General features: G+C 67.8%; 16 protein-coding genes. 11 read left to right on the top strand and 5 right to left on the bottom strand.

The genetic code is table 11. The features are described from left to right. The first annotated feature begins 44 nt into the window (after positions 1–44). From recO to ACO2SS_RS09685, 10 genes are all read left to right on the top strand, one after another. A complete protein-coding gene (gene recO / locus ACO2SS_RS09730) occupies positions 45–839 on the top strand; it encodes a DNA repair protein RecO (protein ID WP_423277435.1) in 795 nt (264 codons plus the stop codon). Next, positions 836–3,079 carry a DNA topoisomerase IV subunit A gene (parC, locus tag ACO2SS_RS09725; RefSeq protein ID WP_423277434.1) on the top strand — a complete coding sequence of 748 codons (2,244 nt, stop codon included), beginning with the start codon at positions 836–838 and terminating at the stop codon, positions 3,077–3,079. Before recO ends, parC begins: the two co-directional genes overlap by 4 nt. Before the next feature lie 174 nt (positions 3,080–3,253). Continuing rightward, entirely contained in the window at positions 3,254–4,723 is a 1,470-nt protein-coding gene (locus ACO2SS_RS09720) for a DUF1254 domain-containing protein (protein WP_423277433.1), read from the top strand. Between the two features lie 134 nt (positions 4,724–4,857). After that, positions 4,858–5,676: a hypothetical protein gene (locus ACO2SS_RS09715; RefSeq protein ID WP_423277432.1), complete on the top strand. Its 819-nt coding sequence runs from the start codon at positions 4,858–4,860 to the stop codon at positions 5,674–5,676. A gap of 226 nt (positions 5,677–5,902) precedes the next feature. Continuing rightward, positions 5,903–6,226 carry a rhodanese-like domain-containing protein gene (locus tag ACO2SS_RS09710; RefSeq protein WP_423277431.1) on the top strand — a complete coding sequence of 108 codons (324 nt, stop codon included), beginning with the start codon at positions 5,903–5,905 and terminating at the stop codon, positions 6,224–6,226. A 62-nt stretch (positions 6,227–6,288) separates the two neighbouring features. Beyond that, positions 6,289–7,419: an efflux RND transporter periplasmic adaptor subunit gene (locus ACO2SS_RS09705; RefSeq protein WP_423277430.1), complete on the top strand. Its 1,131-nt coding sequence runs from the start codon at positions 6,289–6,291 to the stop codon at positions 7,417–7,419. Between the two features lie 28 nt (positions 7,420–7,447). Beyond that, positions 7,448–10,642: an efflux RND transporter permease subunit gene (locus tag ACO2SS_RS09700; protein ID WP_423277429.1), complete on the top strand. Its 3,195-nt coding sequence runs from the start codon at positions 7,448–7,450 to the stop codon at positions 10,640–10,642. Positions 10,643–10,705: 63 nt separating this feature from the next. Next, positions 10,706–13,015, top strand: coding sequence for a xanthine dehydrogenase family protein molybdopterin-binding subunit (locus ACO2SS_RS09695; RefSeq protein WP_423277428.1), 2,310 nt, complete (start codon positions 10,706–10,708; stop codon positions 13,013–13,015). An 81-nt stretch (positions 13,016–13,096) separates the two neighbouring features. Continuing rightward, positions 13,097–13,531, top strand: coding sequence for a c-type cytochrome (locus ACO2SS_RS09690; RefSeq protein WP_423277427.1), 435 nt, complete (start codon positions 13,097–13,099; stop codon positions 13,529–13,531). Positions 13,532–13,544: 13 nt separating this feature from the next. Next, entirely contained in the window at positions 13,545–14,294 is a 750-nt protein-coding gene (locus ACO2SS_RS09685) for a cytochrome b/b6 domain-containing protein (RefSeq protein WP_423277426.1), read from the top strand. Between the two features lie 29 nt (positions 14,295–14,323). Here ACO2SS_RS09685 and ACO2SS_RS09680 read toward each other — a convergent pair whose 3' ends face one another. The 5 genes from ACO2SS_RS09680 to dgcA all read right to left on the bottom strand — a co-directional run bounded on the left by ACO2SS_RS09680 (position 14,324) and on the right by dgcA (position 18,849). Further along, positions 14,324–14,941 (bottom strand): helix-turn-helix domain-containing protein, encoded by a 618-nt coding sequence (locus ACO2SS_RS09680; protein WP_423277425.1) that lies wholly within the window; start codon positions 14,939–14,941, stop codon positions 14,324–14,326. A 69-nt stretch (positions 14,942–15,010) separates the two neighbouring features. Continuing rightward, positions 15,011–15,898: a bifunctional hydroxymethylpyrimidine kinase/phosphomethylpyrimidine kinase gene (thiD, locus tag ACO2SS_RS09675; RefSeq protein WP_423277492.1), complete on the bottom strand. Its 888-nt coding sequence runs from the start codon at positions 15,896–15,898 to the stop codon at positions 15,011–15,013. 45 nt (positions 15,899–15,943) lie between these two features. Then, the gene (locus tag ACO2SS_RS09670; RefSeq protein ID WP_423277424.1) at positions 15,944–16,870 is read right to left on the bottom strand and encodes a DMT family transporter; all 927 of its coding nucleotides are present in this window, start codon (positions 16,868–16,870) and stop codon (positions 15,944–15,946) included. A 120-nt stretch (positions 16,871–16,990) separates the two neighbouring features. After that, a complete protein-coding gene (locus tag ACO2SS_RS09665; protein ID WP_423277423.1) occupies positions 16,991–17,812 on the bottom strand; it encodes a hypothetical protein in 822 nt (273 codons plus the stop codon). Between the two features lie 50 nt (positions 17,813–17,862). After that, positions 17,863–18,849: an N-acetyl-D-Glu racemase DgcA gene (dgcA, locus tag ACO2SS_RS09660; protein ID WP_423277422.1), complete on the bottom strand. Its 987-nt coding sequence runs from the start codon at positions 18,847–18,849 to the stop codon at positions 17,863–17,865. A 27-nt stretch (positions 18,850–18,876) separates the two neighbouring features. Here dgcA and ACO2SS_RS09655 point away from each other — a divergent pair, with 27 nt between their 5' ends. After that, a complete protein-coding gene (locus ACO2SS_RS09655; RefSeq protein ID WP_423277421.1) occupies positions 18,877–20,076 on the top strand; it encodes an ABC transporter permease in 1,200 nt (399 codons plus the stop codon). Positions 20,077–20,098: the final 22 nt, after the last annotated feature.

Below are 20,098 nucleotides of genomic sequence, written 5' to 3'. Positions count from 1 at the left end.
GGCGGCACGAAGCCTGTCTCGCGGGCGAAGGAGGATGTCGGGCCGTGCACTGGTCTGACGAGGGCATCGTGCTGGGCGCCCGCAGCCATGGCGAATCGAGCGTCATCCTGGAGTTGATGACGCGGGAGCACGGCCGCCATGCGGGCCTCGTCCATGGCGGGCGCTCGCGGCGGATGGCGCCGGTGCTCCAGGCGGGAAACACCGTCGCGGCGACCTGGCGGGCGCGTCTCGACGAGCATATCGGGCACTACTCGGTCGAGCCCGAGACGCTGCGCTCCGCCCGGCTGCTCGGTTCACCAATGGCGCTCTACGGCGTCGGCACACTCGCGCTTCACCTGCGGCTCCTGCCGGAACGGGACCCGCATCCGGGCCTCTATGCGGCGGCGCTCTTTCTCCTCGACCACCTCGACGAGGCGAGCCTCGCGCCGGCGCTGTTCATCCGCTTCGAGCTGATGCTGCTCGCGGAACTCGGCTACGGGCTGGACCTCGCGACCTGCGCAGCGACCGGGCAGGCGGACGATCTCGCCTATGTCTCCCCGAAAAGCGGGCGGGCCGTGAGCCGGGCTGCCGGCGCGCCCTACCGTGACCGCCTGCTTCCACTGCCCGGCTTCTTGCGGGGGGAGGCGGAACTCCCGCATCCCGATGAGGCCGAGATCGCGGCCGGGTTCCGCCTGACCGCCTTCTTCCTGGATGCCCATGTGTGGAGCCCTCAGGGACGCACGGCGCCGGACGAGCGGGCGCGATTTGTCGCGCAAGCTTCGCTCGCAACCCAGAACAAACCCGGATCGGGTATGGTCGCCTCCGACCTGCGTACTGATTCGGTCCGAGACAGAGCATGAACAAACCCGTCGACCCGCCGGATAATGACGGCGTCGAGATCGTCAATCTGCGCGACGCGCTCGAGGAGCGCTATCTCGCCTATGCGCTCTCGACCATCATGCACCGTGCGCTTCCCGATGCGCGCGACGGGCTGAAACCGGTCCATCGCCGGATCCTGCACGGCATGAACCTGCTGCGGCTGAACCCGGGCGGGCCGTTCAAGAAATGCGCGAAGATCGTCGGCGACGTGATGGGCTCGTTCCATCCGCATGGCGACCAGGCGATCTACGACGCCCTGGTCCGGCTCGCGCAGGACTTCTCGTCCCGCTACCCGCTCGTCGACGGCCAGGGCAATTTCGGCAACATCGACGGCGATAGCGCGGCCGCCTACCGGTACACCGAAGCGCGCATGACGGATGTCGCGCGCCGGCTGCTGGAAGGCATCGACGAGGACGCGATTGATTTCCGGCCCAACTACGACGGCACCACCGAGGAGCCATCCGTGCTCCCGGCCGCCTTCCCCAACCTGCTCGCGAACGGTGCGCAGGGCATCGCGGTCGGCATGGCGACCTCGATCCCGCCCCACAACGCGGCCGAGCTCTGCGACGCGGCGCTCTACCTGATCAGCCACCCGAAGGCGACCTCGACCGACCTCTGCCAGCTCGTGCAGGGTCCCGACTTCCCGACCGGCGGCATCGTCGTCGATAAGCGAGACGCGATCGAGGAGGCCTACCGCACGGGCCGCGGCTCGTTCCGCGTGCGGGCGCGCTGGACGAAGGAAGATACGGGCCGCGGCACCTGGGCTGCCGTGGTGACCGAAATCCCCTACGGCGTGCCGAAGTCGCGGCTGATCGAGAAGATCGCCGAACTCGTGAACGAGCGGAAGCTGCCTCTGCTGGCGGATGTCCGGGACGAGTCTGCGGAGGACATCCGCGTCGTGCTGGAGCCGCGCTCCCGCACCGTCGACCCGACCGTGCTGATGGAGTCGCTCTTCCGGCTCACCGAGCTCGAAGCGCGCGTGCCGCTCAACGTGAACGTGCTGTCCGGCGGCAAGGTGCCGAAGGTGCTCGGCCTCGTCGAATGCCTGCGCGAGTGGATCGACCACCGCCGGGAGGTCCTGGTCCGGCGCTCGAAGCACAGGCTCGCCGCGATCGACAGGCGCCTGGAGATTCTGCGCGGCCTGCTCATCATCTTCCTGGACCTCGACAAGGTCATCAAGATCATCCGCGAGGACGATGATCCCAAGGCCGAGCTGATGCGCTTCTTCGGCCTGACCGAGGTTCAGGCTAATGCGATCCTCGATACGCGGCTGCGCGCCCTCCGGAAGCTCGAGGAGGAGGGGCTGAAGACCGAGCTGGACCAGCTCACGAACGAGAAGGGTGAGATCGAGGAACTGCTGGCCTCCGACGCCAAGCAGTGGAAGACCGTCGCGTGGGAAATCCGCGCCACCCGCAAGGCCTACGGGCCGGAGACGCCGCTGGGCAGGCGCCGCACCACCTTCGCGGATGCGCCGGACCTCGGTGACATCGACTTCGCCGAGGCCATGGTCGAGCGCGAGCCGGTGACCGTGATCGTGTCCGAGAAGGGCTGGATCCGCGCCATGAAGGGGCACGTCGCCGACCTGTCCGGCGTCCAGTTCAAGGGCGACGACACGCTCAAGACGTCGTTCTTCGCCGAGACCACCTCCAAGATCCTGGTCATGGCGACGAACGGGAAGTTCTACACGCTCGAAGCCTCCAAGCTCCCGGGCGGACGCGGGTTCGGCGACCCGATCCGCCTGATGGCGGATCTCGACGACGGCACGGACGTCGTGACGGCCTTCGCGTTCAAGCCTGGCTCGAAGCTCCTGCTCGTTGCGTCCGACGGGCGCGGTTTCGTCGCGTCCGCCGACGACCTCGTGGCGAATACCCGCAAGGGGCGCAACGTGCTCGGGGTCGATGCCAAGGAGCGCGCGCTGGTGGCGGTCGAGGTCGTGGGCGACCATGTCGCGATCGTGGGCGCGAACCGGAAGCTCCTTGTCTTCCCGGTCTCGCAGCTGCCCGAGATGACCCGCGGCAAGGGCGTCCGCCTCCAGCGCTACAAGGACGGTGGCGTGTCCGACGCCAAGGTGTTCACGCTCGAGAACGGCCTCACCTGGAAGGACACCTCCGGCCGGACCTGGACGGTCCCGGCCGCCGAGTTGCGCGACTGGATCGGCAACCGTGCAGAGGCCGGCCGCCTTCCGCCAAAGGGCTTTCCGAAGACGAACACATTCGGCTGAGCGCCAAAGCGGGCTGAAGGGGCGGGGAGAGCGCCGAGGTCGGTCCCGCAGGCCGGGGCTTGCCCCGGCATCGCCGCTGTCTTCTTCGGTCAAGCACCGCTCGGGCACGGCCGGTCCAATTCGGGCTGTCTCCTCCGGCCTCCCCGGCCTGCGAGGTCGCCCGGAGTACCGGCCATGCCCACGCATACCGCTCGTCGTTTCAGGTTCTTCGCCGCGCTCGCATTGGCGGGCGGGCTAGGCAGCGGAGCAGGCGTCACCAGCGCGGCGGCCATCACCGAGCAGGAGGCTCGGGACATCGCCACCGAGGCCTATGTCTACTTCTATCCGCTCGTCAGCATGGACGTGACGCGCAGGCAGTTCACGAATGTCGAGCCTGGCAAGATTCCGGGCCGCGGTCCGGCCAACATGTTCAACAACGTGCCCGCCTACCCGCCTGCCACCGACAGGGGGGGCGTCCGCATCAACTTCGACACTCTCTATTCCTCGGCCTTCCTCGATCTCACCGCAGAACCCATGGTGGTGTCCGTTCCCGATACCGGCGGCCGCTACTATCTCCTGCCGATGCTGGACATGTGGACGGACGTGTTCGCCTCGCCCGGCTGGCGCACCACGGGGACGCAGGCCGGCGACTTCCTGATCACACCGCGGGGATGGCGTCCCGACCTCCGCGACAGGTTCGTTGAGGAGTTCCGGCTGCCTGCCGGAACGCAGCGTTTCGAGGCTCCCACCCCCCATGTCTGGATCATCGGGCGGACGCGGACCGACGGCCCGGCCGACTACGAGGCGGTTCACAAGATCCAGGCAGGGTTCAAGGTCACCCCGCTGTCCGAGTGGGGGAAGAACCCCCGGGCTCCGGTCGCCAGGATCGACCCCGGCGTCGACATGACGACCCCTCCGAAGGAGCAGGTCGATAGCATGCCGGCCGGCGCCTTCTTCCGCTACGCGGCGGAACTTCTGAAAGTGAACGGGCCGCACCTGACGGAGCAGCCGGTCCTCGATCGCTTGAGGCGGATCGGCATCGAGGCGGGCCGCAGCTTCGACAGCGAGAAGGCGGAGCCTGTGGTCAGGGCCGCCCTCGAGGCCGCTCCGGCCAACGGACAGGAACTGATGGGCTGGAAGGTCAGGACGCTCGCCGGCGTGGTGAACGGCTGGTCGATGAACACCGACACGATGGGCGTCTACGGAAACTACTATCTGAAGCGCGCGATCGTCGCGCAGGTCGGATTGGGAGCCAACCTGCCGGAAGACGCGATCTATCCGCTGAACCTCGCGGATGGGGACGGAAAGCCGCTCGATGGCGCCAACAGGTACATGATCCAATTCGACAAGGGCGCGGCGCCGCCGGCGGAGGCCTTCTGGTCGGTGACGCTCTACGACTCGGAAGGCTTCCAGGTTCCGAACAGCCTCAACAGGTTTGCGCTGAGCAGTTGGATGCCACTGAAACTCAATGCCGACGGGTCGCTCAGCCTTTATGTCCAGAACCAAAGCCCAGGCCAGGACAAGAACGCCAACTGGCTCCCGGCCCCAAAGGGGCCGTTCAACCTCCTCATGAGGCTCTATGCTCCGCGCTCGGAGGCCCTGACCGGGAAGTGGAGCCCGCCGCCCGTCACCAGGGTCGAGGCGACGTCAACCGCGGCGCAATGAACACATGCGTCCGCCGCCTCCCGGCCGGGGAGGGGCGGACCAGGCCGCTCTCCTGCGTGAGGGCCTGCACTCGAAAGTTGAAGTAAGCCGGTCTTAAGCCGCCGCGTTCCAATGGGGAGCCGGGGGCGACCGGCATGCTCATCGAACTCTGGCTCGATCAGCCAGTCTGGCTAATCCTCGCGGCCCTTGCCGCCCTGTTCGCGGCGACGGGGTTCGCGATCTTCGCCGTGACACACGGTCCGCTGGTCCGGGGGAGGGTGGCTGCCCTGTCGGGGGTGGTGCCGCCGTTCTTCGGCGCGATCGCGATCCTGTTTGCACTCCTGACGGGCTTCCTTGCCAACGACGCCTGGGAGCGGAACCGGCAGGCCGCCCGCTCGATCCTCGCTGAACGCGATGCGCTGGTAGCGATCCAGGACCTGAGCTTTGCGGCCGCCTCGGACATGGCGAGCGTCCGGGCCGCCTCCCGGGCCTATCTCGATGCGGTGGTTAACGAGGAATGGCCCCTCATGCTGGATGGCAAGGCGTCCGCAAAGGCGAGTGCCGCCCTGCAGGAACTCCTCCGCGAGTTGGCCGCCCCCCAGGTCACAAGCGATGTCGGACCGATCGCGCATGCGACGCTGCTCGACCAGGCGCTCCGCGTGAGGGCCGCGCGCAGTGATCGCCTGGCCGTCAGCGAGCAGCATACCGACCACCCGAAGTGGTGGACGGTCCTCGTGCTCGCCTGCCTCACGCAGGTTGCCCTGGCCCTCGTGCACCTCGACCGCGCCGGATCGCAGGCCGCGGCCCTTGTCGTGTTCTCGGCTGCCGCGATCGTCGCGCTTGGGCTGGTCGCCGCGAAGGAGCGGCCCTTCGACGGGCCGCTGGCGATCCAGCCGACGGCTCTCCGCGAGGCCCTGCACGCGATGACGACGGCTGACCTATCCAGGAATGTGGAGTCGAAGAGGGCGGACTGAGCGGAGATCCGAGCCAGCACTCATCCCCACGCCCGCTCCGAGCCGAGTGCTTCTGGCAGCCGGCGCGCGCGAACCGTGCTAACCATGTGCCGGGGCGGGGACCGACAATCCCCTGGAATGTGCGCCAGCGCACATCCGGACAGGCCAAGAATGTTGCCCAACGCTCTCGAGTAATGTTGCAGCGCATTGCGGGAATCCGGATCCCGCCTAGTCGGAAGGTTTCCACGTGGGTGACGCCATTCGCGATGTCGGCCTGGACGAGGTCGAGGCTGGACTCCAGGACGGCTCGATCACCCTCGTGGACGTGCGCGAGCCACACGAATTCGCGGCAGGCCACATTCCAGGCTCGGTCTCCATGCCGCTGTCACGTTTCGACGTGCAGAGCTTGCCGAAGGAGGGCAGGGTGGTTTTCTCCTGCGCGGCGGGCGTGCGATCCAGGACTGCCATCGGGTATTGCCACGCGGCGGGACTCGACTGGTCCGAGCATTATCCGGGCGGGTTCAAGGGTTGGATCAGCGCGGGCCTGCCGGTTGCAGCCGGCGACAGCTGAATTCTGAAACAGGCGAGTCCCAGGGATTGCTCAGACGAGCCGCTGGGTCGCGGAGAATTTTTATGAGGGTTTTTCTGGGAGCGGTGGCTGCGGCTGCCTGGCTCGTGGGCGTTGTCGCTGCCCAGGCGCAGATGCCGGGCGGTCCGCCGCCGCCGGTCACGGTCGCGAAGCCCGTGGTGAAGGACGTCGTCGAGTATGACGACTACACCGGCCGGTTCGAGGCGACGGATTTCGTCGAGGTTCGGGCCCGGGTCTCCGGCTATCTGGACAGCGTAGCCTTCAAGGACGGCGCCCTCGTCAAGAAGGGCGATCCGCTCGTCGTGATCGATCGCCGGCCATACAAGGCGGCGCTCGATCAGGCGCAGGCGAGCGTCGCGTCGGCGCAGGCGCGGCTCAATTTCGCCCAGGCTGACCTGGATCGCGCCCAGTCGCTCCAGCGGACGGGCAACATCGCCGAGCAGTTGGTCGACCAGCGCCGGCAGGCCTTCATCACGGCGCGCGCCGACCTGGACAATGCCGAGGCGGCCCTCCGCAACGCGCAGCTGAACTACGACTTCACGGACATCCGCGCTCCGATCTCGGGGCGGATCGGGCGCAAGCTCGTGACGGAGGGGAACCTCGTCAACGCCAACGAGACGCTTCTCACGACCATCGTCTCGCTCGACCCCATCTACTTCTACTTCGACGTCGATGAGCGCTCGTTCCTGGCCTATTCGCGCCTCAAGGAGGAAGCGAAGGGAGAGGGGCGCGCGGTGACCGACGATGCCCGCGTCGGCCTGACGGACGAGCGCGAGGCCAAGCGTCCCGCCCGCATCGACTTCATCGACAACCGCGTGGATGCAGCGAGCGGGACGATCCGGCTCCGCGCTGTGGTGGACAACAAGGACCTCTTCCTCGTGCCCGGCCTCTTCGGGACCATCGCGGTCACCGGCTCGCCGCCCCATCGTGGCGTGCTGATCCCGGACGAGGCGATCTCGGCGGACCAGGATCGCCGGATCGTCTGGGTCGTGGCGGATGACGGGACGGTTTCGGCCAAGGTCATCCGGCCGGGTCCGAAGATCGATGGCTACCGCTTGGTCCGGAGCGGCCTGACGGGTGACGAGACGATCGTCATCAATGGCCTCCAGCGCGTCCGTCCCGGCGCGAAGGTCACGCCGCAGCGGCAGGAACTGCCGCCGGTCCGGCAGCGGTGAGGCGCGCGAGCGCCCAGAGCAGATACCCATGAGATTCGCGCACTTCTTCGTGGACCGGCCGATCTTCGCGTCGGTCCTGTCCATCGTCCTCGTCCTCATCGGGTACGTGGCCTACGCGCGCCTGCCGGTGGCGCAGTATCCAGAAATCGCCCCGCCGACGATCACCGTGCGGGCGACCTATCCGGGCGCCAATGCCGAGACGGTCGCGGCAACCGTCGCCACCCCGATCGAGCAGGAGGTGAACGGCGTCGAGAACATGCTCTACATGTCCTCGTACTCGACCGGCGACGGCAGCATGCAGCTGACGATCACGTTCCAGCCGGGGACGGATCTCGACCAGGCCAACGTGCTCGTCCAGAACCGGGTGGCAACGGCGCAGCCGCGCCTGCCGGCCGAAGTGCGCGCCCTGGGCGTCACGACGAGAAAGGCCTCCTCGGACTTCCTGATGGTCGTCCACATGCTCTCGCCGAACAATGCCTTCGACGAGCTCTACATCTCCAACTACGCGCTGATCCGGGTCCGTGACGAGCTCCTGCGCCTCGACGGCGTGGGCGACGTCATCGTGTTCGGCGCGCGGGAATATGCCCTCCGGGTGTGGCTGAACCCCGACCGGCTCTCCGCCTATGGTCTCACGACGACCGACATCATGGCGGCCCTGCAGGAGCAGAACATCCAGGTCGCCGGCGGCTCTCTCGGCGCCGCGCCCTCCGCTCCGGGCAACGCCTTCCAGCTGACCGTGCAGACGCAGGGCCGCTTCGACAACGTCCGGCAGTTCGAGGACGTGATCGTCAAGTCGACCAACGGCCGGCTCGTGCGCATGCGGGACGTCTCGAAGGTCGAGCTCGCGGCCCGGGACTACAGCTCCAACTCCTATCTGGACGGGAAGCCGGCCATCGGCATCGGCGTGTTCCAGCGCCCCGGCACCAACGCGCTCGATGCGGCGGATTCGATCATCGCCAAGATGAAGGAGCTCAGCAGCACCTTCCCGCCCGGGCTCGAATACCGGATCGCCTACAACCCGACGGAGTTCATCGCCGAGTCCGTGCGGGAGGTCTACAAGACCCTGTTCGAGGCGGTGGCGCTCGTCGTCATCGTCGTGATCGTGTTCCTGCAGAGCTGGCGAACCGCGATCATCCCGATCATCGCGATCCCGGTGTCGCTCATCGGCACCTTTGCGGTGATGAGCGCCTTCGGGTTCTCGCTGAACAACCTCACCCTGTTCGGGCTCGTCCTCGCCATCGGCATCGTGGTCGACGATGCGATCGTCGTGGTGGAGAACGTCGAGCGCAACATCGCCGAGGGGAAGACGCCGCGCGAGGCGGCGCATATCACGATGGACGAGGTCGGCGGCGCCGTGATCGCCATCGCGCTCGTGCTCTCGGCGGTGTTCATCCCCACCGCGTTCATCCCAGGCATCTCGGGCCAGTTCTATCGCCAGTTCGCGCTCACGATCGCGGCCGCGACGATCATCTCGGCCTTCAACTCGCTGACCCTCTCGCCCGCCCTCTGCGCGCTTCTCCTGAAGCCGCACCGGAATGGGCATGAGCGACGCAACATCTTCGCCCGTATCGGCGGCGGGCTCGCGAACGGCTTCAACAGGGCGTTCGACAAGACGTCGAACGGCTACTCGGTCAGCGTGCGGAGCCTCGTCGGCCACAAGCTGATGCTGGCGGTCATGCTGCTCATCTATGGCGGCTTGATCGGCGGGACCGTGTTCCTCGCCCGCACCACGCCGACCGGCTTCATCCCGGCCCAGGACAAGGGCTACCTCATCGCCGTCGTCCAGCTTCCCCCCGGTTCCTCTCTGAACCGCACGGACGAGGTGATGAAGAAGGCCGAGGGGATCATCAAGGACATCCCCGGTATCGCGAACGTCATCTCGATCGCGGGTTTCGACGGCGCGACCTTCACGAACACGCCCAGCGGCGGCGTGATGTTCCTGCCGCTGAAGCCTTTCGAGGAGCGCACCACACCCGAGCTCAGCGCGCAGGCGCTGGCGGGACAGGTGATCCAGAAACTTGCGGTCATCCAGGATGCGATGATCTTCGCGCTCCCGCCGCCCCCCGTTCAGGGTCTCGGCAATGCGGGCGGCTTCAAGATGCAGCTCCAGGACGTCGCAGGAAACGGCCTCGGACCGCTGCTCGCCGCGGCCCGCGAGGTCATCGGACAGGCCAACCAGAACCCGAACCTGACGCGCGTGTTCACGACCTTCGGCAACAACACGCCGCAGATCTACCTGGACATCGACCGCGTGAAGGCCCGCATGCTGGACGTGCCGCTGAACGCCATCTTCTCGACCCTCCAGGTCAATCTCGGCGGCGCCTATGTGAACGACTTCAACGTGTTCGGGCGCGTCTATCAGGTACGAGTGCAGGCGGATGAGCGCTTCCGGCAGGAGCGGGACGACATTCTGCAGCTCAAGGTCCGCTCCAACTCGGGTGCGCTCGTTCCGCTCGGCTCGCTGGTCAGCATCCGCGACACGGCCGGCGCCGACCTCGTCCAGCGCTACAACATGTACACCTCCGTGCCGATCCAGGGCGACACGGCGCGCGGCGTGTCATCCGGCACGGGCCTGACGGCCATGGAGGGCATCGCCTCGCAGCTTCCGCCGGGCACGAGCTACCAGTGGACGGAACTCGCCTTCCAGGAGCGCGCGACAGGCAACACGGCGATCTTCATCTTCGCGCTCGGCGTGCTGTTCGTCTTCCTGGTGCTGGCCGCGCAATACGAGAGCTGGGCGCTGCCGCTCGCCATCATCCTGGTGGTGCCGACAGGCGTGCTCGCAGCGCTCGCCGGCGTGGTCTTCCGCGGCCAGGACAACAACATCCTGACCCAGGTCGGCCTCGTGGTGCTCATCGGCCTCGCGGCGAAGAACGCGATCCTGATCGTGGAATTCGCCAAGCAGATCGAGGACAGGGAGGGCGTCGGCCCCGTTCCCGCGGTGGTCGAGGCCGCGCGGCTCCGCCTGCGGCCGATCCTCATGACGGCCTTCGCCTTCATCCTGGGCGTTGTGCCGCTGGTCATCGCCACGGGCCCCGGCGCCGAGATGCGCCAGGCGCTCGGCACCGCGGTGTTCTTCGGCATGATCGGCGCGACCTTCTTCGGCCTGTTCCTGACCCCAGTCTTCTACGTCGCAATCCGGTCCTTCGTGATGTGGATCCGCGGCGAGCGGAGGGGCAACCGGCAGGTGCGGACTACGGAGGTTCCCAGCCAAGCGCATTGACGCCGGGCGCCTGAGCCCGGCACCCTCCGGCCCAACATTTTAGAGTCGGAGGGAATGCGTCCCATGAAGTTCGGAATCGGTCAGCCGGCGCCGCGGATCGAGGATCCGCGGCTGGTCACGGGTCACGGCCGCTATACCGACGACATCCTCCCGGCGGGCTGCACGCATGCGGTGGTGGTACGGAGCCCGCACGCCCATGCCCGCTTCACGATGGGCGACCTCGCCGACGTGCGGGCGATGCCGGGCGTGGTCCTCGTCCTCGCGCACGAGGATGTGAGCCGTTATGGCGGACTGCCCTGCGGGGCGCCCGCGATGAACAGCGACGGCACCCAGATGAAGCTGCCGCCCTATCCGCTGCTGGCGGATGGCATCGCAAGGCACGTGGGCGATGCGGTGGCTTTCATCATTGCCGAGACCGAGGCGCAGGCGCGCGATGCCGCGGAGGCCATGCCGCTCGAATGGGAGACGCTACCGCCCGCCATCGGGATCCAGGGGGCGGAGCGAGCAGGTGCGCCCCTCGTGTGGGAGGAGGTGTCCGGCAACGTCGCCTTCGATTGTCACGAGGGCGACAAGGCCGCGACGGACGCCGCCTTCGCGAAAGCCGCCCGGACGGTATCGCTCTCGTTGGTGAACAACCGCCTCGTCACGAACTATATGGAGCCGCGCGCCTGCATCGCCGAATACGACGAGGGCACCGGAAACTGGACCATCACGCTCGGCAGCCAGGGCAGCCACAGCATTCGCGACACGCTCGCGCGCGAGATCCTGAAGGTCGAGCGCGACCGGGTTCGGGTCGTCACCCCGGATGTGGGCGGCGGCTTCGGGACCAAGATGTTCATGTTCCGCGAATACCCGCTCGCCGCCATCGCGGCGGAGCGTGCCAAGCGGCCGGTCAAGTGGATCTCGGAGCGGACCGAGCACTTCATGGCCGACGCCCAGGGACGCGACAACCTGAACACGCTCGAGATGGCGCTCGACGAGGACGGCCGCTTCCTCGCCCTGCGCGTGGACCTGAAGGCCGATATCGGCGCCTACCTGTCGGGCTATGCCCCCTTCATCCCGACGGCGGGCTCGCTGATGTCGCCGGGCGTCTATGACATCCCGGTGATCGATATCCGCATCCGCGGCTACTACACGCATACGCTGCCGGTGGACGCCTATCGCGGCGCCGGCCGTCCGGAGGCCGCCTACGCGATCGAGCGCTTCGTCGATTTCATCGCGCGGGAAGTCGGCCAGGATCCGGCCGAGCTGCGCGCTAGGAATTTCATCCGGCCCGAGCAGATGCCGTACCGGACATGCACGGGAAAGGCCTACGACACCGGCGAGTTCGAGGGGCACATGCGGCTCGCGATCGAGCGGGCGGATCTCGCGGGCTTCCCGGCCCGGCGCGACGCCTCGGCTCGGCGCGGCAAGCTGCGGGGAATCGGGCTCGCGAGCTATATCGAGGCCTGCGCCGGCGGGTCGGGCGAGCGCGCCTATGTGAGCCTGGAGCCCGACGGTTCGGCCCTGGTCCGGATCGGCACCCAATCCACTGGGCAGGGCCATGAGACCGCGTACGCGCAGCTCGTCTCGGAGGCCCTCGACCTTCCGCTGGACAGGATCAAGGTGGAGCAGGGGGACACGGCGACCCTTCGCAACGGCGGTGGCACCGGCGGCTCGCGCTCAATTCCGATCGGCGGGGCCGGGGTGCTCGGGGCGAGCCGCAAACTCGCCGACAACCTGAAGAAGCTCGCGGCCGACGCGCTCGAGGCGGGCGTTGCGGATCTCGAGCTGACCGACGGCTCCGTGAGGGTCGTCGGCACGGACCGGTCAATCTCCTTTGCCGAGCTCGCCGCCAAGGCCGGAGCGGGTGCTGCGGAGCTGAAGAGCGACGACAAGTGGACGCCGCCCGAGGCGACCTATCCGAACGGCACGCATGTCTGCGAGGTGGAGATCGACCCCGAGCTCGGCGACGTGGAGGTGGTCGGCTACCACGTGGTCGACGATTTCGGCGTGACCCTGAACCCGCTCCTGCTGGCGGGGCAGGTGCATGGCGGCATCGTCCAGGGGATCGGGCAGGCGCTGCACGAGCGCACCGTCTATGACGACGACGGGCAACTCGTGACCGCATCCTTCATGGATTACCGGCTGCCCCGGGCGCAGGACATCCCCTTCGTGCATTTCGAGACGCGCAATGTGCCCTCGACCACGAATGCGCTCGGTATGAAGGGCGCGGGCGAGGCGGGCGCGATCGGGTCATGCCCGGCGTTGGTCAATGCCGTCGTGGACGCGCTCCACCATGCCTATGGCATCCGGCATATCGACATGCCGGCCACGCCCGACGCGGTGCGAGCCGCGATTGCGACGGCGCCGCTCGTGCGGCGCGCCGCGTGAGGCTCGACCTGGAATAAAGCCAAGCTTGCCGCCGTCTGAGTGCTGCCTGCCCGTGGCACACGGGTGCTTATGAGGATTGCAATGATCCGATCTCTCCTGGCTGCGACGGTTCTCGTCGCGGCGACGGCCACGGTGGTGGCGCAAAGCGACCCGATCGAGACCCGGCGAAACATCATGAAGGGCGTCGGGGCCGCCACCCGGACCGGCACGCAGATGGCGAAGGGAGAGATCCCGTTCGATCTCGCCAAGGCACAGCAGGTTCTCAAGACCTATGCGGCCGCCGCGGATGGCTTCCATAACCATTTCCCGCCGAACTCGAAGACGGGCGGCCAGACGACGGCCGCCCCGGCCGTGTGGGAGAACGAGGCCGATTTCCGAGCCCGCTTCGATGCCTGGGCGAAGGACATCCAGGCCGCTTCCTCACAGGCCAAGGACCTGGACAGCTTTCGTGCGGCGTTCGGCACTGTGACGAAGTCCTGCGGGGCCTGCCACAACACCTATCGCATCAAGACCTGAGGCCGGACCGGCAGTGAGCATCGAGGCGACGCGGGCGCGGTTCGCGGGAAAGGCCGGGCAGCGCCCGGCCGGTCACGTGCGGGCATGGGATCTCCCGACCCGGCTCTTCAAATGGGCGCTCGTCCTGCTCGTCCTGAATGCCTGGCTGACGAACCAGCAGGGCGATGCGGGGATCAGGTGGCATATCTGGAACGGCTACGCGATCCTGATCCTGCTCGTCTTCCGCCTGCTCTGGGGTCTCGTCGGCTCCTCCACGGCCCGGTTCGCCCACTGGGTCACCTGGCCGTGGACGGCTTTGCGCTATGGCTTCGACCTCCTGCAGGGCAGGGGGCGTCCCTACCTGAGCCACAACCCGCTCGGGGGCTGGATGATCATCCTCCTCCTGGCCTTCGTCGGCTCTCAGGCGATCGCCGGGCTCTTCACGGTCGACAACAACGGCATGTATGGCGGGCCCTTCGCCAATCTCGATTTCGGCGACCCGACGCCCGTTCAGCGCGCAATGTCGCGCTACCATCACTTGGCGTTCAACCTCCTGCTCGCCCTCGTGGTCATCCACGTCGGCGTGAACCTGTTCTACCAGTTCGTGAAGAAGGACCCGGTGATCGGCGCCATGATCACGGGGAAGAAGCCGGTCGAGCCCTTTGCCGACCAGGCGGAGATGCGGCCTGGCCGGGCGCTCTGGCTGCGGGCCGTGCTGTGCCTCGCGGCCGCAGCCGCCATCGTGCTCGGCGGCGTGAAGCTGTTCGGCGGGAGTCTGCCTTAGCGCGAGGGCCTACCTCGCGGGCACTCGCCTCACTCCATCACGGCGGCCTTGAGGATGCACACCATGGTTGCCCGTCCGGGCGCATCGCCGACGCAGCGGACCGTATGCGGGCGGTCGCAGCGGTAGCGCAGGGTCTCGCCCAGCTTTGCCGTCTGCACGACGCCCCCGATCTCGACCTCGAACTCCCCCTCCATCACGGACAGGCACTCGACCGAGCCGCGCTGATGGGCGTCGCTTTCCAGAACACCGCCGGGCTCGGAGGTCAGGTCGTACCATTGCAGCCATTCGACCGTCTTGATCCAGCCGATGATGGCGAGACGCATGCGGCCGTCATCGGAGACCAGGATGGGCGTGTCCGGCCGCGAGGTCTTCTCGATGAACGGCTCCTCGTCGACGCTCGCCAGGACACGTTCGATGGAGATGTCGAGCGCCTGGCTCAGGCGCCAGATGGTCGCCAGCGTCGGATTGGTCTCGTTGCGCTCGATCTGGCTGATGATCGACTTGGCCACGCCGGATTGCTCGGCGAGCTCCGAAAGCGACAGGCTGTAGGCCTTGCGCAGCCGCTGGATGGTCTTGCCGAGCTGCCCGGACAGCACCTGGGCGCCGGCCTCCAGCTCGCGCGCCCGCTCACGTCCTTCAACAGCCATCCGGCTCATAACCTCCAGATCCGGACCACCGCCGGCTCCGGCCGACGAAATCCCGGGCGGGCGAAAAGATCAAGGAACGCTTTGCCGCTGAGCGTCGTCCATCTTGCGCCAGCTGCTGTGGAAATGATGCACGGGCCCGGCTCCGGCCCCGATCCGGAGCCTGTCCGCCGCGAAGAGTGCATCCGTCAAATAGTCCTTCGCCTGCACGACGGCCTCGACCAGATCGGACCCGGAGGCGAGCATGGCTGCGATCGCGGCCGACAGCGTGCAACCGGTGCCATGCGTGTTGCGGGTCGCCACGCGAGGGGCCTCGAGCCTCCCGAATCCGCCCGGATAGACGAAGATGTCGATGCTCTGCGGGCCGTCGAGATGGCCGCCCTTCATGAGGACGGACTGAGCCCCGAGCTCGATGAGCCTTGCACCCTGCTGACGCATCCCGACCTCATCGGTCGCTGTCTCCTCGCCGAGGAGCGCTGCGGCTTCCGGGAGGTTCGGCGTGAGGACGAGCGCCATGGGCAGGAGGCGCTCGCGCAGGCGCTCGGCCGCCGCCTTGGAGATGAGGCGGTCCCCGCTCGTTGCCACCATGACGGGGTCGAGGATGACGTTGCGGGCGCCGTGCCGCTCGAGCCCCGCCGCGACCGCGTCGATCACGGCCGGGCTCGACAGCATTCCGATCTTCACGGCCCCGATCGTCAGGTCGGAGAAGACGCTGTCCATCTGGGCCGAGACGAACTCCGCCGGAACGTCGTGGATGCCCTGGACGCCGAGCGTGTTCTGGGCGGTCAGGGCGGTGATCACGCTCGCCCCATAGACACCGAGAGCCGAGAAGGTCTTCAGGTCCGCCTGGATGCCAGCGCCGCCGCCGGAATCGGAGCCCGCGATCGTCAGCGCGATGGGCGTGGTGGCCGCGCCTTCCTGCCGGGAGGTGCTGCGGAAACGGGTCTCTGACCCGTCGATGGGGGAGGCGATGGAACTCACCGCCCGATGTTACACGAAAGTGCCTCAGGTCGCGCGCTGAGAGCTGGCCTCGACCTCCTTCGCGCGCTGCAGGCCGAGCCGATGCTCGCGCCAGATCACGAACAGGCCCGCGCCCGCCACGATCACCCCGCCGAGAACCACCGCCGTGCTCGGGAGCTGCCCGAACAGGAACCAGCCCAGGAGGAAGGCCCAGATCATCGTCGTGTAGTCGAAGGGTGCGATGAGCGAGGCGTCCGCGTAGCGATAGCTCTGGGTCATGAGGATCTGGCCGATGCCGCCCAGGATGCCGATCGCAACGAGCAGCGCGAAGTGGGAGGGCGAGGGCACCTTCCAGCCGAGAAGGATCGTCGTCGCGCCGAGAGCGGTCGTCAGCAGCGTGAAGTAGAGGACGATGGCGCCCGTGCTCTCACGAGCGGTCAGCCGACGGACCTGGATCGTGGCGCCGGCCGCGCAACAGGCCCCGAGGAGCCCGAAGGCGACGCCGAGCGTGGTGGCGTGCACGTTCCCGGAGAGCGAAGCGGTCCCGAGATGCGGCGAGACCATGATCACGACGCCCATGAAGCCGATCGCGACGGCCGAGAGCCGGTAGATCCTGATCCTCTCGCCGAGAAAGATCGCGGCCAGCAGGACCGTGAGGAGCGGCGAGACGTAGCCGATCACCACCGCATCCGAGAGCGGCAGGTAGGCGAGCGCCACGAAGCCCGCGAACATGGCGCAGGAGCCCATCAGGCCGCGGATGACGTGGCTGCGGAGGTCGTTGGTCCGGACGGAGGCGATCAGGTCGCCGCGCAGGCCGAGCCAGACCAGGAGAGGAACGAGCGCGAAGGCCGAGCGGAAGAAGACGATCTGGCCGGTGGGGTAATCCGAGCCGAGCCACTTGACGCCTGCCGACATGAAGGTGAAGGCGAGGGCCGACAGGATCTTCAGGCCAATGCCGATGAAGGGACTCACGGGATCGGCTGCAGCCTCGGCGGAAAGAGAGGGGGAGGGTGTGGCCACGGGCGAGCACCTCATGCGGAGGAGCAGCCGCGCCGCCCGTCCGATGCATCCGGTGTGCCGGTGATTGGTTAATCAGGTGAAAAGCTTCAGCCGCTCGCGGAAGTCCAGCGTCTCGATTGCCGCTAAACTCGGGACAGGCATGCGGTCAGGTCTTGGCAGACCATGCGGAAGGGCCTTCGTGTCTGCGCCGGGCGATGGTGCAGGTGTCGGCGATGGAAGCGGTCGGGGCGCTGACCGAAGGCCCGCCTGAGGCGCATTGCCGCGCGGGCCGAGCGGCCGTCGCACCGTAGGCGGCGCAGCTTCGATTGCCGGCTCTGGTCCGGCTTCGCCGGGAGGAGCGGGTCCGCCCGCGGCGCGAATTCCGACTTGCTCGCCGATTGCCTTCACGGCGTCCGCGAGCAGCCGCGACCGCTCGGCGATCGTTCCCGTGAAAGCGCATGCGGTCGAGATCTGAGCGGCAGCGCTCTCGAGCTCGTCGCAGAGCAGGGAACGGGCGCCGCTCTCGCGCAGGCGCCAGGCCGTCTCGTTCACCCGCTCGGCCGCCTCATGGATATCGGCCGTCGCCGCATCCAGCGTGGCCAGCGAGGTTGCGAAGCCGTCCATGGCAGAGTGGAGGTCCGCGCCCGCGGCGATCTTCGCGGCGAGTTCGGACAGGACGAGTTTAATGCCCTCCTTCGGCGAGCGGGCCGGAGGCGCCTTATCGGCCGGGCCGGGCGTGCCGACGCTCTGCTCGATGCGCGTGATAGCGTCGAGAAGGAGCCGGGTTTCCCCCAGGCGGTTGCGCCGCGTGAACTCGGCCAGGAACCAGCGGCCCCGCTCCGTCTCCATGACGGCCGCCTCGATCGCATCGAAGTCGCGGTCGTCGAGACTTGGGCCCGGGCGCTTCTGCGTCATCCTCTCCGAATCCGGCGCAGGCTCTTCATGCCACCGATCGCACCGGCTGCTCAGCCCCAGAGCGAAGGCGGCGGGGGATAAACGGTGCTCCCCTCATAGCGGAGGCCGTTCTCGCGCTCCCGCGCGAGGAGGAGGGGACCGTCGAGATCGACGAAACGGGCTTTCGGGGCGATCAGCATCGCGGGCGCCATCGCCAGCGAGGTGCCGAGCATGCAGCCGATCATGAGCGAGAAGCCGAGCCTTTGCGCCTCCGCGGCGAGCGCCAGCGCCTCGGTCAGGCCGCCGGCCTTGTCCAGCTTGATGTTGATCGCGTCGTAGCGGCCGACGAGGCCGGGCAGGCTCGTCCGGTCGTGCAGGCTCTCGTCCGCGCAGATCATCACGTCGCGCGGCCGGTCGGCCAGGATCGCGTCGATCGCAGCCGGGACGGGCTGCTCGATCAGGGCGAAGCCGGCCTTCGCGCAGGCGGCGAGGTGGTGTGCGAGGTTCGCCTCCGTCCAGCCCTCGTTCGCATCCGCGATCAGCGTCGCGCCCGGCGCGGCCTCGCGGACGGCGGCGATGCGCTCGAGGTCGCCCCCGGGGCTGCCGAGCTTGATCTTGAGAATGGGGCGGGTTGCTGCGCGCGCCGTCGCCTCCGCCATCGCCTCCGGCGTGTCGAGGCTGATCGTGTAGGCCGTCGTGACGGGGGCGAGCCGGTAGATTCCCGCCGCCACATGGGCCGGCACGCCCGTCAGCTTCGCCTCGAGGTCCCAAAGCGCGCAGTCGATCGCATTCCGGGCCGCGCCGGCCGGCAGCGCCTCCTGCAGTTCCGCCCGCCCGAGGCCCGCTTCGAGCCTGTCGCGCAGGGACTCGATAAGGCCGGCCACGCCCTCGACAGTCTCGCCGTAGCGCGCATAAGGCACGCATTCGCCGCGTCCGGTTGCGCCCCCTTCCGACAAGGTCGCCGTGACGACGACGATCTCCGTGCGGGAGCCGCGCGCGATCGTGAACCTGCCGGCGACGGGGAAACGATCGATTTCGACCTTCAACGCGCGCCGCATGTGACCTCCACGCGCTCGACTTGCGCGATGGGGGCGCGCTATCACCGTCACTCGATCGTGCCAAGGGACGGGACCGCTTTGCGGCAGGAGACCTCAGCCAACGAGCCGCAGGCGGAGTTCGACGGCTCGGGCCATGAACTCCGCGCGAGGCTGACGGGCAGCTGGACTGCGGAGCACGCCGAGCGTGTCGAGAGCGAGACCAACGAGCTCCTCGCGGCGGCAGAGCGCGAGGGGCGCGGCCTCATCGACCTCTCGGCCGTCACGCGGCTGGACACGCTCGGGGCCTGGGTGCTCGACCGTACGCGCCACGACCTCGGCGCCCGCGGCATTGCGCTCGATTTCGTCGGCGCCCGGCCGGAGCATCACATCCTTCTGAACGAGGTCGCCTATCGGGGCTTCCAGCCTCGGACGGAAAAGCGGTCGACGAGCCTCTTCGACGTCTTCGCCGATATCGGCGAAGCGGTGGTCGCTGCGGGAAAGGATTTCGTCCAGGGCATCAGCCTCCTCGGCGAGATCGTCACGGCGCTGATCCGGGTGCTGCTGGTCCCGAGCCGGTTCCGCCTGCCGGCGCTGACCAATCAGCTCGAGCAGATCGCCTTCCGGGGCGTCCCGATCATCGTGCTGATCTCGTTCCTGGTCGGCTGCATCGTGGCGCAGCAGGGCATCTTCCAGCTGCAGCGCTTCGGGGCCCAGACCTTCGTGGTCAATCTCGTCGGGATCCTGATCCTGCGCGAGCTCGGCGTTCTCCTGACCTCCATCATGGTGGCCGGCCGCTCCGGCTCCGCCTTTACGGCCGAGATCGGCTCCATGAAGATGCGGGAGGAGATCGATGCGCTGCGCGTGATGGGGCTCGACCCGATCGAAGTGCTCATCGTCCCGCGCGTCCTCGCGCTGGTGATCGGCCTTCCCCTCCTGACTTTCCTGTCGTCGATCGCGGCGCTGGTCGGCGGCGGACTGGTCGCCTGGATCTATGGCGACATCCCGCCGGACGCGTTCCTGGCGCGCCTCAAGGCCACGATCGGGATGAACACCTTCCTGGTCGGCCTTATCAAAGCCCCGTTCATGGCGCTGGTGATCGGCGTGATCGCATCGATCGAAGGCATCGCCGTCCAGGGCTCGGCCGAGTCGCTCGGCCGGCACGTCACCGCTTCCGTCGTGAAGGCCATCTTCATGGTCATCGTCCTGGACGGCTTTTTCGCCATCTTCTTCGCGGCGATAAACTACTGACGCATGCTCCAGACCCTTTCCG

The organism is Enterovirga sp. CN4-39 (assembly GCF_049446235.1).
Classification (GTDB): Bacteria; Pseudomonadota; Alphaproteobacteria; order Rhizobiales; family Beijerinckiaceae; genus Enterovirga.
Note: the sequence above shows the minus strand (reverse complement) of the source record. Positions and strands in the feature narration are given on the sequence as shown.